Below are 15,571 nucleotides of genomic sequence, written 5' to 3' on the forward strand. Positions count from 1 at the left end.
TTTCAGATTTGCATCGAATATCAAGGAGTTGAAGCATGAAGAAAAACATCAGCCTGACCCGCTATCTGGTCGAGCAACAACGTGTGGACGGGCTCATCCCAGGCCAGTTGCGCCTGCTGCTGGAAGTGGTGGCCCGCGCCTGCAAGCGCATCAGCTTTGCCGTGAACAAAGGTGAGCTCGGCGACGTCATGGGCACGGCCGGCAGTGAAAACGTGCAGGGCGAAGTGCAGAAAAAGCTGGACATCATCGCCAACGAGACCCTGATCGAAGCCAATGAGTGGGGCGGCCACCTGGCCGCGATGGCATCGGAGGAAATGGAAGGCATCTATGTGGTGCCCAACCGCTACCCTCAGGGCGAATACCTGCTGATGTTCGACCCCCTGGACGGCTCGTCCAATATCGACATCAACATGTCCATCGGCACCATCTTCAGCGTGCTCAAGAAGCCTGAAGGCCACCCTGGCGTGCACGACAGCGACTTCATGCAACCCGGCACCCAGCAGGTGGCTGCCGGCTACTGCATCTACGGTCCTCAGACCACCCTGGTGCTGACCGTGGGCGACGGTGTCTCCATGTTCACGCTGGACCGCGAGCAAGGTTCGTTCGTGCTCATCGAGGAAAACGTCAAGATCCCCGAAGACACCAAGGAATTCGCCATCAACATGTCCAATATGCGCCACTGGGATGCCCCTGTGAAGCGCTACGTGGACGAATGCCTGGCTGGTGCAGACGGCCCACGCGGCAAGAATTTCAACATGCGCTGGGTTGCTGCCATGGTGGCCGACGTCCACCGCATTCTGTGCCGCGGCGGCATCTTCATGTACCCCTGGGACAAGCGCGAGCCGCAAAAGGCCGGCAAGCTGCGCCTGATGTACGAAGCCAATCCCATGAGCTGGCTTGTCGAGCAGGCCGGTGGCATGGCTACCAACGGCCGCCAGCGCATCCTGGACATCCAGCCAACGCAGTTGCACGAGCGCGTGAGCGTCGTCCTCGGCTCCAAGAACGAAGTGGAACGCGTGACCAGCTACCACCTCGAAGCCGATGAAAAAGCGCTATAATCTATAGCTTATCGCCGGTGTAGCTCAGTCGGTAGAGCAGCTCATTCGTAATGAGAAGGTCGGGTGTTCGATTCATCTCTCCGGCACCAGAATAAAAGCCCCAGGTTCGCAAGAGCCTGGGGCTTTTTCTTTTGCCGCTCCTCGGTTTCATCACGATTTGCGCATAAAAGAACAATGCTTTATAATTTGCGGATTGCTGCGTGGCACTTGCCCTGCGCAGTATCTCTCAGGCAGTTCTCACGTTGCCCACGCTTGACTCCATACAGTCATAGCACTCCATGGCAAGAAGCTTAAGCCACCCGCAAGCGGCTGGCTTATTTGATCCCGGCTCATCAGAGCTGGACTCCTTCATTTTTCATTGGTCGGCATGCCCTGCCCTGGGTTTGTGCCGCCCGTTGACTCGATATGCACACAGAACAAATCACAGAGCGTGTCGGCAACTACATTGTGACTGCCCTCACCCAAATGACTCACTCCGGCAAGGTTGCTGCAGCGGTTTCCATCCGACGCGGAACCTATGACCGGATTTTCAGGTTTATCCGCCAGTTCGACACCCCGGATATGGCCAGCAAATATGCCCTCGCCGAGGGGCGCAGCATGGTGCTGGACAACCAGTTGAACTGACCTCTTTGTAGAAAGGAAATATTTTGGCCAAAGAAGAATTGATTGAAATGCAAGGCAGAGTGGACGAGGTTTTGCCGGACGCCCGCTTTCGTGTGACGCTGGACAACGGCCACCAGCTGATTGCCTATTCCGGCGGCAAGATGCGCAAGCACCGTATTCGCGTGCTGGCAGGCGACAAGGTAACGCTGGAGATGTCTCCCTATGATCTGAACAAGGGTCGCCTGACCTTCCGTCATATCGAGCGCTCCAACAACAGCAACCCTGCGCCGCAGCAGCGCCGCCACTAAGCCTCGGCGGTTGATCTGGTGCGCTACGGCGACCAGTTCGACATGCTTGTGTCAGCTGCAGGATCACGGGGCCGCGCAAGCACCCGGCCTGCAGCTCAATTGCAAGCTCTGCCTGCTCCAGATGCAGATCGCAGAGGTCAGCTCTGGCTCTTCGATGCTCGCACTGCCTTCAGCGCGTATCGATATGGATCGCGGAGGCACTCTCACGCCATTTGTTTGAGATTCCCACCGCCTGCACATCCAGCCTGACCAGCCGGGAATCAGGCATGCACAAAGTCCGCCACCAGTCATCGGTGGCATTGCTATCGCCGGCCTCATCCCAGCTCCTGCCCCTCGCTGTAAGTGTTGAATTTCCTTGTAGATCTGCGACCTTCCTGCACGTAGCGCTGGCCTCGATGCAGGTCATAACTATCAGAGCCAGCATCAACATGATGCCCTGTCGTAAATCATGCGATAGGCCAACCTGCCTGCGCTCGCGGGCACCAGTGTTCAGGCCAGATTCGCAGGAATACGCCAACCGGCTTCGGTGCTTTTGCTGCGTCCTGCGCCGACCTCCTGGCCATGGATCGACAAATACCTCCAGGCAGCGTTCCCCTTTGGCAAGACTACGGATTTGAAATGATGGCTCGCGCCCTCAGATTGCTTGAATGTCGTCCAAGGATCCGAGAGATCAGCTCCGACAGTTCAGCACTCGGCACGATTGCGCCCAGCCGCCTTGGCCCGATACAGGGCTTGATCGGCCGCTTCAACCAGATCCAGCGGACTCGCCAGTCCATGCCTGCCCTGCATGCTTGCCGCTCCTATGCTCACAGTGACATGGCCGAATTGGCTGGACTCATGGGCAATGTCGAGTCCTCGTATGCACTTCAGCAACTCCTCGGCAACGCGCATGGCGCCCTCCAGCGCGGTATTGGGAAGAATGATGGCAAGTTCCTCCCCGCCGTAACGTGCTGCCAGATCCCCCGAACGCTTGGCCGACAGCTCCAGCTGCCGCGACACCGCTTTCAGGCATTCGTCACCGGCGACATGACCATAGCGGTCATTGAAGCCCTTGAAATGATCCAGATCGATGAGCAAAAGCGAGAGCATCGTCCCGTCACGCGCGGCACGCCGGACCTCCAGTTGCAGTACCTCGTCGAAGCGTCGCCGGTTCGCCAGCCCTGTCAATGAATCCTGCGTGGCCAGCCGCTCCAGTTCGAGGTTGGCATCCAGTAACTTCTCACGCACTGCCATCAAGGATGTCTCTGCCTGCGCACGCTGTCGGATGAGCAGGATCAGACGCCAGCCTATCAGTGTGACAACTGCCAGCAGACCTAGCACCACACCTGCCGTCAGCAGCGCCTGACTTCGCCAGGCTTGCAGTGCCTCATACCGCCCCCGGGCCACCACCGTGAAAACGGGATAACGATCATTGCTCCTGAAGGCATATAGCCTTTCCGTTCCATCTATGCCGGACTCAAAGGACGCCGTGCCGGATTTCAGGTTTGAGTAATAGCGCAGAAAGTTAGGGGAGCGAGAGAAGTCACGCCCCAGATCCTGTTCACGAAATGGATAACGCACCAACAACTGTCCGCTGGTCGTTGCGAATCCGATAGACCCTTGCTCGCCGACATCGATCTTGCCGAACAAGTGCAGAAAGTTCTCTATCCCCAGCACGACAACGATGACCCCGGCAAAGTCCCCCTCTTGGTTCTCAAATCGCCGGCTGATGGTAAGCACCCATTCACCCGTAGAGCGGCTGCGTATGGGCGCACCGATGAAGATCTCGTGCGACGGGTTATCGCGGTGGTATGAAAAAAAGCGGCGGTCAGCGCTGTTGGTTCCCTCGAGAAATCCCCCTCTCGATGACATGAGCCATTTACCGCTCGCATCGAGGACGAGCAGTTCATTGAGCTGGGAAAGCAGATGTTCCTGGCGACCGACCAGCTGCTGCATGCGCACAAGATGCTCAGGCGTGGTGCCCTGCACCTCCAGGCGCTCAAGCATGCCGAGCAGCAGCATGGAGCTCTGGGTGAAGACCCCCTCGGCATAGGTGTTCAGCGTCTGTGCAAGATTGCGATTGTTGGTATCAATCTCGCTCAGAGTGCGCTGATGTGCCGACCAGATTTGCCAGCTGGTGGCTACCAGTACAGAAACCCAGATTACCAACAACAGACTGGTCGCCAGCTGCGCATCGCGCTTGGCAGCCAGAACTTTGCACCCGCCATCACGACTGGTGACGCTGGTCTCTCTCTTCTTCTTTCGACACCACACCTCGACATTCCTCTCATCGTCAACCTGGCAAGAACGGCACTTTTGCATTGCCTGCAGCTCCCCTGCTCAGATTGGACAGGGTAGGGACGAATTTTCCACCATCTCGTGAAACGGCACGGGACAGAGCCGCAGACGAGGCCGAACCTGAAGCCACGATTCAATCGCTGCCAACAGGGCCGCAGCGATCATTCCTGCTCAAGGAAACATGCGGCACAGCTCCCAGGGCGGCCAGGGCTGCGGCAGCATCCGACAGACTGTGCCTGGAGCCCATCGACAGAAGACATTCAGCCTGCTTGGCTTGCCGATGGAAACGGCTGGCAGACGGGTGATCCATTCAGTGAGCAGGACATGGGATCACCCCCCTGTGGCGCCATCGATCCGGCGATAGACAGCGCAAGAGCCGAGCCATCTCTTGACCGCACGCGTCGGCCAAGGCGACCAACGCGACACCATCATGGAACAGTTGCCCGCAAAGCAGCCCAGCACGTCTCAGAATTGCAACCCTGCAGGTTCAAAGTCTCTTCAGGCGCAGGTGTGTTCCGGGAGAAAACCGGCGAACCGGCCCAGCCCAAAACGGTCTTGCGAGGCGCAGCCAATCCCGGCGCCGGTTTGCGAGATCAATGTCCGTCTCCTGAAGCCATGGCATTCGAGTAGCTGTGTCTAATACCACGGTCCAGATCAAAGCAGTTATCCATTGAAAAGCTATCTTTTGAGTAGCTTGTTCCGCTTCAATTTACTTAATTTCAGATAGAAATCATGTCAAAGCTAATGTATTTCAAGCACAAGCCGCTCTCTTTTGCATAAGTACCAGCACCTCACGCACGTCCAGCGCACAGCCACAGCACAAATCTCGCTCATGAATTGATACAGTCTCTTCGGTGCATTGCGCTTATGCTCGCAGCGTTCTGAAACCGATGCGGCCATGGCTTGGGCCATGGACTGCCCCACCCACAATGAAGAAAATCCTTGCTCTTGTTTCCATCTGCCTGCCTGTGGTGCTGATTGCCACGCCACTGAGCAGCCAGGCACATGATCGTCATCACCATCACCACAAGCGCGAGCACAAGGAAGAGTACTGGGACGGCCACTGCAAAGTGGAGCGCAAGTGGAAGAGCAATGGCGAGTACAAGGAAAAGCGCAAGTGCAGAAACCGTCCAGATGCCTACTATGCGCCACAACCGGTTTATGTAGCCCCGCCCCAGCCGGTATATGTCGCGCCGCAGCCGCAAGGGCTGGTCATTGATTCACGCATCGTGCTCAGGCCCTGAGTCGCTATTCGCCCAGAAGGCCGACAGCCTCCGCTGCAATCAGATCCCAGACCAAATGCGCGACGGGCGATAGCTCACGCTGCTGCCGCTTGACCAGCATGATGCTGCGCTGCACCTTGGGCACCAGGGGACGGCTGACCAAAGCGGCACTGCCAGCTGCCGCAGTCGTAGCAGTCTGAGCTGCCCAGGCCGAGGGAATGGCGAGACGCGGCACCACGCTCAAACCCAGACCTTGCTGCACCATGCTGTAGATGGTGGCCGTATGTCCCACCTCCTGCACCACCGATGCAGCCGCGCCATGCGCCTGCAGTGCGGCATCGATCAGGCGTCGGCTGCCCGATGCATGATCGAGCAGCACCAACGATTCACCAGCCAGCTGTTCCCAGTGCACCTCTTTCTTGCGCGCCAGGCTATGCGAGGAAAGGCAGACCAGACAAAAAGGCTCGGTCAGGATGGTCTGTGCATGCAGATCCTGTTTCTCGGATGGGTCGATCACCACCCCAAAATCCACCTCGCCGCTGCGCACGCTGAGCAGCACATCGCTTTGAATACGATCGAGCAGCTGGATATTGACGCCCGGTGACTGTTGTCTGCCACGCGCAATGCATTGCGGCAGCAGATTGGCGGAAAGCGTGGGACTGCTGGCCACCTTCACGCGGCCCTTGCGCTGTGTCGCCAGGCCTTGCACTTCGAGCAGGCAGGCATCGAGATCCTCGAGCACGCGCGAGAGATTGCCCAGCAGCAGACGGCCTGCCTCGGTCAGTTCCACCTCACGCGTGGTGCGATGCAGCAGCAGCAAGCCCAAGGCCTGCTCCAGATCCGTCACATTGCGGCTGACGGCAGGCTGGGTCAATGCCAGAACATCGGCCGCACGACTGAAACTGCTGCTTTGGGCCACTGCCACAAAGGCACGCAGTTGACGCAGGCTGATATTCATATCAAAAAATTATAGGTCTATCGAATAAATCCATTTCTCTTTTAAATGGATTGCGTGTCCAATACGCAGCCATCGCGCACCGGACCGGTGCTTTGCATGGATGGCTTCAGTTCAAGAATATGTCTCGCCCCCGCTTTGTCCCCGATAACTTCACGCTGGCATTGATTGCCACCGTCGTCCTCGCCAGTTTTCTGCCCGCCTCGGGCCAGGTCGCCAAATATGTGGAACTGACCACCACCGGCATCGTCAGCCTGCTGTTCTTTCTGCATGGCGCCAAGCTCTCGCGCCAGGCCATCCTGGCGGGCATAGGCCACTGGCGCCTGCATATCTGGATCTTCATCGCCACCTTTGTGCTGTTCCCCGTTCTGGGGCTGGCACTGCGCCCGGTGCTTTCGCCCCTGGTCACCACCGAGATGTATGTCGGCGTGCTGTTTCTTTGCACCCTGCCCGCCACGGTGCAATCGGCGATTGCCTTCACCTCCATGGCGCGCGGCAATGTGCCCGCCGCCGTGTGCAGCGCGTCCGCCTCTACCCTGCTGGGCATTCTGGTCACACCGATTCTGGTGAGCCTGATACTGCACAAGAATGCGGAAGGCGGCGATGCACTGCATGCCATTGGCAAGATTGCCGTGACGCTGCTGCTGCCCTTTGTCATCGGTCACCTGATGCGCCCTGTGATCGGCGGCTTTTTGCAGCGTCGTGCCTCCATCATCAAGCTGGTGGACCAGGGCTCCATCCTGTTTGTGGTCTATGCCGCCTTCAGCGCTGCCGTCATCAGCGGCCTGTGGAAGCAGACACCCCTGCCCTCGCTGCTGGGCTTGATCGTGTTGTGCTGCATTTTGCTGGCCGTCGTGCTCCTCATCACCACCTGGGGTGCACGCCGCCTGGGCTTCAGCAAGGAGGACGAGATCACTCTCGTGTTCTGCGGCTCCAAGAAAAGCATGGTCAGTGGTATTCCCATGGCCAATGTGCTCTTTCCCGCTGCCTCCGTGGGTGCAATCGTGCTGCCGCTGATGCTGTTCCATCAGATCCAGCTCATGGTCTGCGCCGTACTGGCGCAGCGCTATGCCAGGCGTGTGCAGATCGCCGATCAGAGCGAAGCTCATTAAGAGCACAAGACCCATAAAAAGGGGCGCTTCATGCGCCCCTTGTTCTTTTCACGGAAGATCCATCATTTCAAGTAAGCAGCGTCAGCGCGTTTTGCTGACGCAGCAGCTTCGCAGCCTCTGCATTAACGACATCGGTCACCACCACTTGAATTCCAAGCCCGGTCGCAGTCTCGACGATGGCCTGCAGCAGATGCAAGGCACCAGGGCTTTGTGCAGCCTGCTCCGAGAATTCACCACCCAGCTTCACATAGCGCAGCGGCAAGGTATGGAGCTTGGTCAAGCCCATGGGCTGCTGATCCAGGCGACGCAGCCCCACTCCCACGCCAGCCATTGCCATAGCCTGGCAAAATTCGGTGACTTCATCGGGATACGCCGCAAGTCCGTGCGCATCCAGCTCCAGACAGAGTAGCGGCAAGCGGCGTGCCCATCCCGGAGCGTTCAGCTCTTCGCGCAGTCGACCCAGAAAGTCCGGCTGGGCCAGCGAGGGCAAGGAGATTCGAATGACCAGTTCGCAATCGTTCTGCTCAAGCCATGCAGCCCCGAGGGCCACCGCTCGCAAATCGAATTCTGCCGACAAGCCCAGGCGCACGGCGACCGGCAGGAACAGCGACCCCATCAAGGTCTCGCCGGAAGCAGTGCGCAGCGAGAGCGACGCTTCGCCGCGCTCCTGCATCCCATTTCGGCCCTTGAATTGCAGTAGTTGAACGGACAGGGAAAGCGCATCCTGTGCCTCCAGGGCGGCAATCAGCATCTGACGCCACAAGGTTTCTCCGGCCAGATCGGAAACCACCTCATCATCGCCGTAAGCTACATATTCCACCTCTGCCTGGCCCGAACTCTCGGCTCGCATCAGACCGTAGTCCAGCCGCGCAAGCACACCTGTTACCGAACTCGATGCCGAGTAATCCGTCAGGGCAAAGCTCCAGCGGCACCATTGACCACTGCTCAAGGTCACACGCATGGACAGCAGCACCTGTCGGATCTGCTGCACCAGCGACATGGCCTGGGGCCCGGCCAGGGCCGGCATGAGAACCACAAAGTCCGAGCCATTGAGGCGCGCCAGTTGGGCCTTGCACTCGGCATGACTCTTCAACACCTGATTGACCTGTTCACCCATCGCAGCCAGCCATGCATCGGCACTGGCTCGGGACATCTGCGCATTCAGAGCCAGCAGATCACGCTGCCTGAACAGCATCACATGGCCATGTGCCGCAACGCCATCAGTTTCGCTGAGCGCGCGACGCAACTCATTGACAAAGTACTTGCGATTCGGCAGCTGAGTAACTGGATCAAGATTGACCTCCAGCTCCAGTGATTCGATACGCTCCATTTGCTCCTGCGCCGTAGCCTGCACCCGCTCTCGGGTGTCTGCAATGGCGCTGAGTACGGGCACCAGCTCGGCGACTGCGGCCTTGACGGGCTTCGCCGGTACCTCACTTCCTGCCTGACGTCCAATCGCCTGAACCTGTGCCGAGATTTCCTGCTGTAAGACCTTGCGAAACCATCTGAACAGCAAGACTACAAAGAAAGCCCAGGCCAGCCCGGCCAGCACCACCACACCCGCCAAGCGCACGCTGCTGCCCCACAGTGCCTGGCTCGCATAGCTGTTGTCCACAACCAGCGTCAATTGCCCAACCTGCTTCCAGCCATCGCTGATCACACGCTCTGCCTTTGGCGAACGCAGCGGCAGCACCTCCACAAACCACGGCGGAGCAGCGCCGTCCTGGAGCTTTGCAGCAGAGGCAGAACTATCGGTAATACCGTTGTCGCGCCTGCGCTCGAACAAGGTCTCGCCCTGCGGGGACGCCAGGCGGATCAGCTTGAACTGCCCGCCATCGAACAAGGCCATCATCAGCAGCTCCTGCGTGACCGGATCCTGGTTGGCCGGCTGCGACAGCGACAAGGCCAGCGAAGATGCGGCGTTCTCACTCTCGGACTGCAACTGCCCATCCAGATACTGGCGCGCAGCACCGATGCTAAAAGCCAGGGTGCCGATCAGGATAGCCACAATGGCCACCGTCACGCTGATCAAAAGTTGCTTTAACAACGACATCTTGCTGCCTTATCTGTGTCGACCATTCAACATGGCTCCGCTGCCCGCACCGCCAAACATGACATTCATGGCAAAAAACCTTCCTGCTTCATGCGCGCCAGCAGATCGCGCCAGCGCGTAATCCTGTCCACCGAAGCAGGCTGTGCGCCCGCGACATATACACCCTGTGCATTGAAGCTGAATACAGGAGTCAAGTCCTTGCGCTGGCTTGCCGGCATGATGTTGTCCAGCAGACTGTCCAGCACCAGCGGCTCGGCTGCAGGTGTCTCGTAATAGCCCAGCACCATATGCGCAATGCTCTGCGTACTACCCACGCCCCCCAGGCGGGCACGCACATAGATCAGGCGCAGTTTCTCTACTGCCACGCCCAGGCGCAGCAGCGAGAAATACTTGCCAATCACGTAATCCTCGCAGTCTCCAGCCCCTCTGCCCAGGGTTTCAAGGGGCGTGGCCCAATAGTCGGACTGGGACCAGAGGACGCTGTCCTCCGACTGCAACACTGCGCGATTCCAGAACGTGTTGACGGCCGGCAGCTGCTGCTGCAGCGACCTGTCTTTCTGGGCTTGCAGCATCGTCAGCCACTGACCCAGCCTCTGGACACCTGCGGCGCCATAACGAGACTGCATGCTGCTCTGCAGCCGCTCGCCGTCGAAATCCAGCGCGACGGCTTCAAACCCGTTCTGCAGCGCCCAGGCTCCGAGAATCGCCGAGCCATACAAAAGCATGCCTCTGCGCGACAGACGCTGCATTTTTTCCACGGGCTGTGGAAACAGGAGGCTAGGCGAAGTACTCAAGCGAGTTGCAAAAAGAGCAAGCGCGCAAGACATAAATTGCTTGAGACGCCTGTAAATATTGTGATGACTGCTATGAATCTTGAAAGGTCGATGAGAACGCAGTCAGGATTCAATGCTCACAAATGTAACCAATCAAGCAAGCTCTTGAAACAACCTACCGATCACAGCCGAGCGAAGATGCAGAAGACTTGATATTTCAAGACTTCTGCCTGACCTCGCCGGGAGCTGCTTATCAGCTGTGGTCGATCTTGAGCTTGCCTTGATCGATCAGCTCCTTGATCAAGGCGTTCTGATCCGCCGTGGTGGTCAACGAGTGCCCAGCGGTGAGATCCACTCCCTTGAACGTGATCAGTTGATCGTAGTTGGAGCCTGTAGCACCCAAATTTCCATCGGTGGAGACCTTGAGCACGGTATCTGCACCACTCTTGGAGAAATTCAGGAACTTGGACAGATCCGTGCTGCCCTCCTCCCCTTGCAGCAGATCATGCAGGTCCAGCACATCATTGCCGTTGACGTCGGAGCCGCCCTTGCCAAAGTCGTTGATCACATCCTTGGCAGGAGCCGCAGTGGTTCCCTGATCGCCCTTGAGCCACAGGAAAATATCATCTCCTTCGCCGCCAATCAGGGTGTCATCGCCCTTGCCGCCGACCAGCACGTCATTGCCCTTGCCGCCGTCCAGCGTGTCGTTGCCAGCGCCACCGTAAAGGATGTCATTGCCATCGTCGCCGAACAGAGTGTCGTTGCCGCCCTGACCGTAGATGATGTCGTTGCCGTTGCCGCCATGCAATTCGTCATTGCCGCCGCGCGTATCGCCCTGCACGTCGAAGATCGAGTGATTGTCCAGGATGAACTTGTGCAGGTCCGCGTCCGTGGGCTGCACGCCGCTCTTCAGCAGCAGGAATTGTTTCAGGCCATCCAGTCCAGCGCCGTCACCAAGGTCGGCCGGCTTGGCGGGATTGCCGTTCACGCCCCAAGGCAACTGATCGGTATTGATCGTGTCGCCGAACAGGATGTCATTGCCATCGCCGCCGAAGATCTTGTCGTTGCCGACAGGCGCGAGTACGTTGCTCGAGCTGCCGCCAACGAGGGCAGACTCCAGTTCCGACGGATCTTGCACGACTTGTGACGCGCCCGTGCGGCCCGACGTGTAGGTCCGGATGTCATCGATATCGACACGGAATTGCCCGTTATTGCCGGATCCGGAGCTGTTGTCGTTGACCGAGAACGAAAAGCGGTATTCGCCGGGGCCGTAGATCTGGGTAGTGGTGTCAGCCTGGGTGCCCTTTTCTACGACCTTCCATTGGCCATCAATTTTTTGCATCAGGCGCCATTCAAAGGTGTCGCCCGCGCTCTGGTTCGCCAGCGAGGCCTTGAACGAGAACGATGCGCTCGACCCGTTAGCCACGACCATCCGGTGGGCTTCCTGCATGGTCGCGGTAACAGGTTGACCATCCACGCTGGTGTCCGTGATGCGCATCTTGTTGCTGTTATTCGTCACGGAGCCCGTGCCGGTCTTCAGCCAAGCGGTAGCATCGTTCGCGCCAGTGTTGTTGTTGAAGTTGTACAGCACAGATCCGCCGGTCGAGAAGGTCGAGCCCGTGTTGTCGTACTTGTCCAACGTGGTCACGGACACGCCGTCGCCGATGCCGATTCCGTGCACGTCGCTAACGCCGGCCAGCTTGGAGAACTCCGTATCACGGTTGTACCAGTACTCGGAGCTCGGCTCGCCATCCGTCAGGAAGAACGTCAGATTCTTGTATGCCTTGCCGTTGCTGTCCACCGTGGGCTGGCCATCAAACCAGTTCTTGGCTTCATTGAAGGCGACACCATAAGGCGTGCCCCCCCCGGCCTGCAGACCGAGGAGGATATCGACCATCTCGTCGACGTTGTCAGGCGTGAGGCCCGAGATCGATTTTTGCAGGTTAGAGTTGCTGCCCGCAAACGTGATCAGCGATACGTTGATGGTGCCGTCGTGGGTCGCCAGTTGGTTTTCCAGCAGCGACTTAAGGGCCTTCTTCGCGGTGGCAAGACGTGTTTCCTGGCTGGAACCACTACCCCAGTAGTCGTCCATGGATCCGGACAGATCCAAGACCAACGCGATGTTGTAGCTGGCGCCCGGCGTCACGTTCTTCATCATGCCGCCCTGGTCGCCCAACAGCACATCGTCGCCGGAGCCGCCCTTCACGGTTTCATCGCCGTTATTGCCAGTGGTGAACTGGTCGACGTGCAACGTGAACGTCTGATCGCTGGACGTGTCCTGGCCGCCGTTGGCAATGCCGCCGGTATCCTTGACCTGGAACTGGAAGGACGCGCCCGCGTTCTCGCCAACATTCGAGGCGTTCGGTGTATACACCAGTTTGCCGCCGACCAGATCCGCCGCGCTGATCTCCTGGCCTTGCGTCACAGCCTGGCCATTGAGGTATAGCGTGCCGCCGGAAGGCAGTGAGTCGATGATCACCGACTTCATCGAATGGCCTTCCACCGGATCCGAGAAGGCGAAGTCCTTCGTGCCGAATACGTAGTCCTTGCCCTCGGTCACGTGGCCGAAACCATCCTTGGACACAGGCGCGTCGTTCACCGGCAGGACATCGATGTCCAGCGAGGAAGACACCTGGCCCGTGCCGTCCGTCACGGTGTAGGTGATTTGCGGCACCACACCGTTCCAGTTGGCGTTCGGCGTGAAGACATAGCTTCCATCGGCGTTGATGAAGATCGAGCCGACACCCACGATGTTGGCCGTGGCGCCAGCGGCATACTTCGTGCCATTGATGGTGAATTCGGCGACGCTCAGTGCATCGTTGTCCCTGTCGCTGGCGCCGGTTAGTACGTTACCAGACACCGTGTGATCTTCCAGGCCGTGGTTGGTCTGGGCCTGGATCACCGGCAGGTCATTGGTGCCGTTGATGGTGATGGTGATAGTGCTGGTGCCCGTGCCGTCAGCGGAGGCAACCGTGTAGGTCTCGACAATGGTCTGGCCGGCTTTCAGGAACTGAATCGCAGCGTTGTCGACCGAGTAGGTGTAGGTGCCATCAGCATGGATGACGATGGCGCCCAACTGGCCGCCGCTGTGCGTGCTGCCGGTGAACTTGAGGCTGCCGGTGTCGAAGGTCGACTCGCCCGCATCGGGGTCCGTGATCGTGACCGCACCCTTGACGGTGAGATTTCCGCCCGTGACGTTCACATCTTCAGTGACCGACTTCGCATCATTGGTCACCGTCGGCACGTCGTTGGTGCCATTGATCGTGATGGTGATGGTCGTGGTGCTGAAGTCACCATCTGAATCACGGATGGTGTAGGAGAACACATCCGAGAGCTTATCACCTTGCCCCAGTTCATTGACGCGCGGATCGCTGTTGTTCAGGGTGTAGGTATAGGTGCCATCGGCGTGGATGGTGATCTTGCCGTACACGCCGTTGACCTCGGTGTCGACGTTGCCTTCGATTGCCTTGTTCGGGTTGGCCGAACCCTTGGCCACGCCAACCACGGTGGTTACGTCTGCGCCCACGGCGTCTGCACCGGTACCGGTGATGACGTTACCCGTGGCTTGCAAGGTCTTGTCTTCTGTCACGCTGGCCGTGTCCGGCTTTGCTTCGGGCGCGGTGTCGGTGATCTGAATGGTCAGGCTACCGCTGCTGCCGTGGCCGCTAGCATTCTTGGCGGTCACAGTGAAGTCGTCATGCACACTATCCTTGCCGTGAGAGTGATCCTGGGATTTTCCCTTCTCAGTATAGGTGTAGGTGAGCTTGCCGGTAGCTTGATCGTAGCCTGTTATCTTCAGCGTGCCCTTGCCTGTGGTCAGGCTGATAGGGTTGGCGTTCGTCGCCTTCGTGACGTCCACGCCATTTACGTCAACGCTCATGATGCCCAACGCTGCGGAGATCTGCATCGATCCCGAAACGGTGTCCCCAGTGGCTTCCGCCACCTTATTCGTTGCGCTCGTAACGGCGGGCTCTGCGGCGGAGGTCACGTTGAAATGCGTGGTCATCTTGTCGCCGTCACCATCGGTCCCGGTCACTCCAACCGTGAAGTCCATCGGGCCGGCGGGAACGCTTTCCGTATAGGAGCCGGTCGTGAGGAAGGACATCTTGACGCCGCTGCCCGCAGTGACATCGATGCTATCAAATTGAGAGAACGAGGGACTACCCTGGCTCAACATCTCCTTCGTGATGTGGATGGAGCCAGTCGTATTATTCACGGGTATGGCGATGACCTTGGAAACGCCATCGCTCCATATCGTGACATTGAGCGTGCCGCTTCCCTTGACTTCTGCGACATTCAGCGTGAAATCCGAGAGGGCTTTCTTGAAGTCCATGCGGAAGCTTTCGCCCGCATCGAAGGAGGGGTTTCCGATACCAAAAGAGTTTCCGTTGCCGAACGTGTTGGCGTTGAACACCTTCCCGCCGCCCGCGCTCAGCGTCGCATAGCCGAGGTCATAGGTGGATTGAGGGTTGTTGCTGATCGAGGAGGCCAAGTCGATCGACGCGGTCGTCCCGGGCCGGGCCTCGTGCTGGGTGACGGTATAGCCCCCCTCCAGATTCAGGGTCACCGTGAAGATCTTGGTTCCGTTGGGCGAGAAAATGTCGACCGAAGACTTGTTGAGTTCGCTGGTCGTCCAACCTTGTGGCAGCTGACCGACAGACGATACGACCAGCGTAGCGCCCACGGCGTCGGCACCCGTATGGAATTCCAGAGTGCCGGTGGCGCTGGTGACGGCGTTCTCCATCACCGTATTGGTGACGGCGCCAAAATCCGGACTGTCATCCTCGATATTGATCGTGATGGTGCCGTTGCTGGTGGCGTGACCATCGCTGACCTGCACGCCGATGCCCAGCTGGAGCACGTCCTCGATGGAATTCTGCGGATGATCCACCTGGCCCGACAGGGTGACGGTGTAGGCGCCCGTATCGTTCATCGTGATCGTGATCACAGGATTGCCGTGATGGTCGCTGCCGACCAGCGTATGCCCATCCTGCGACAAGGTCCAGACGACCGGCTTGCCTTGCGAGCTCAGGGCGTTGGCCGCCGGCTGCACCAGCTTGACAGTGTGGCTGTCGTTCACGTCCACATCGGCAATGGTCAGCTTGCCGGAGTAGGTGATGGCATTCGTTGTGTCGATGGTGCCCTTGTCGTCCTTCAGACCATGCGGCAACCCTTCTTCGGAAAGGTTGAGCGTGGCGCTGCTGATGGA

Annotated in this window: 10 protein-coding genes and 1 tRNA gene; 6 read left to right on the forward strand and 5 right to left on the reverse strand. The window is 58.7% G+C overall.

Features of this window, described 5'->3' with window-relative positions; all coding sequences use genetic code 11:
• Window positions 1–35 precede the first annotated feature (35 nt).
• The 4 genes from CSE6_RS09310 to infA all read left to right on the forward strand — a co-directional run bounded on the left by CSE6_RS09310 (window position 36) and on the right by infA (window position 1,969).
• Complete coding sequence (locus CSE6_RS09310; protein ID WP_003061245.1) at window positions 36–1,058, forward strand: class 1 fructose-bisphosphatase; 1,023 nt, start codon at window positions 36–38, stop codon at window positions 1,056–1,058.
• Window positions 1,059–1,071: 13 nt separating this feature from the next.
• A tRNA-Thr gene (locus CSE6_RS09315) sits at window positions 1,072–1,147 on the forward strand.
• Window positions 1,148–1,463: 316 nt separating this feature from the next.
• Complete coding sequence (locus CSE6_RS09320) at window positions 1,464–1,682, forward strand: hypothetical protein (protein ID WP_003053604.1); 219 nt, start codon at window positions 1,464–1,466, stop codon at window positions 1,680–1,682.
• Between the two features lie 23 nt (window positions 1,683–1,705).
• Complete coding sequence (gene infA / locus CSE6_RS09325) at window positions 1,706–1,969, forward strand: translation initiation factor IF-1 (protein ID WP_003061434.1); 264 nt, start codon at window positions 1,706–1,708, stop codon at window positions 1,967–1,969.
• A gap of 684 nt (window positions 1,970–2,653) precedes the next feature.
• Here infA and CSE6_RS09330 read toward each other — a convergent pair.
• Complete coding sequence (locus CSE6_RS09330; RefSeq protein ID WP_059440388.1) at window positions 2,654–4,222, reverse strand: sensor domain-containing diguanylate cyclase; 1,569 nt, start codon at window positions 4,220–4,222, stop codon at window positions 2,654–2,656.
• Window positions 4,223–5,175: 953 nt separating this feature from the next.
• On the opposite strand from CSE6_RS09330, the gene CSE6_RS09335 reads away from it, so the two are divergent.
• On the forward strand, window positions 5,176–5,490 hold the full coding sequence (locus CSE6_RS09335) for a hypothetical protein (RefSeq protein WP_034358567.1): 315 nt from the start codon (window positions 5,176–5,178) through the stop codon (window positions 5,488–5,490).
• Window positions 5,491–5,494: 4 nt separating this feature from the next.
• On the opposite strand, the gene CSE6_RS09340 is transcribed toward CSE6_RS09335, so the two are convergent.
• Window positions 5,495–6,427: a LysR family transcriptional regulator gene (locus tag CSE6_RS09340; RefSeq protein ID WP_059440389.1), complete on the reverse strand. Its 933-nt coding sequence runs from the start codon at window positions 6,425–6,427 to the stop codon at window positions 5,495–5,497.
• A 119-nt stretch (window positions 6,428–6,546) separates the two neighbouring features.
• On the opposite strand from CSE6_RS09340, the gene CSE6_RS09345 reads away from it, so the two are divergent.
• Window positions 6,547–7,536, forward strand: coding sequence for a bile acid:sodium symporter family protein (locus tag CSE6_RS09345; protein ID WP_034409937.1), 990 nt, complete (start codon window positions 6,547–6,549; stop codon window positions 7,534–7,536).
• 67 nt (window positions 7,537–7,603) lie between these two features.
• Here the strand turns inward: CSE6_RS09345 and CSE6_RS09350 are convergent, their stop codons facing one another.
• The 3 genes from CSE6_RS09350 to CSE6_RS26045 form a co-directional block, all read right to left on the reverse strand.
• Window positions 7,604–9,589, reverse strand: coding sequence for a LapD/MoxY N-terminal periplasmic domain-containing protein (locus tag CSE6_RS09350; RefSeq protein ID WP_238585668.1), 1,986 nt, complete (start codon window positions 9,587–9,589; stop codon window positions 7,604–7,606).
• A 65-nt stretch (window positions 9,590–9,654) separates the two neighbouring features.
• Window positions 9,655–10,338: a transglutaminase-like cysteine peptidase gene (locus tag CSE6_RS09355; RefSeq protein WP_012838967.1), complete on the reverse strand. Its 684-nt coding sequence runs from the start codon at window positions 10,336–10,338 to the stop codon at window positions 9,655–9,657.
• 277 nt (window positions 10,339–10,615) lie between these two features.
• On the reverse strand, window positions 10,616–15,532 hold the full coding sequence (locus tag CSE6_RS26045; RefSeq protein ID WP_238585669.1) for a VCBS domain-containing protein: 4,917 nt from the start codon (window positions 15,530–15,532) through the stop codon (window positions 10,616–10,618).
• Window positions 15,533–15,571: the final 39 nt, after the last annotated feature.

It is taken from the genome of Comamonas sp. E6 (assembly GCF_001010305.1).
GTDB lineage: Bacteria > Pseudomonadota > Gammaproteobacteria > Burkholderiales > Burkholderiaceae_C > Comamonas > Comamonas thiooxydans.

Bases quoted from the DNA above. Each gene is read 5' to 3' on its own strand.
- CSE6_RS09310 (WP_003061245.1), top strand. From the start codon at position 36: ATGAAGAAAAACATCAGCCTGACCCGCTATCTGGTCGAGCAACAACGT.
- CSE6_RS09320 (WP_003053604.1), top strand. From the start codon at position 1,464: ATGCACACAGAACAAATCACAGAGCGTGTCGGCAACTACATTGTGACT.
- CSE6_RS09335 (WP_034358567.1), top strand. From the start codon at position 5,176: ATGAAGAAAATCCTTGCTCTTGTTTCCATCTGCCTGCCTGTGGTGCTG.
- CSE6_RS09340 (WP_059440389.1), bottom strand. From the start codon at position 6,427: ATGAATATCAGCCTGCGTCAACTGCGTGCCTTTGTGGCAGTGGCCCAA.
- CSE6_RS09345 (WP_034409937.1), top strand. From the start codon at position 6,547: ATGTCTCGCCCCCGCTTTGTCCCCGATAACTTCACGCTGGCATTGATT.
- CSE6_RS09350 (WP_238585668.1), bottom strand. From the start codon at position 9,589: ATGTCGTTGTTAAAGCAACTTTTGATCAGCGTGACGGTGGCCATTGTG.
- CSE6_RS09355 (WP_012838967.1), bottom strand. From the start codon at position 10,338: ATGCAGCGTCTGTCGCGCAGAGGCATGCTTTTGTATGGCTCGGCGATT.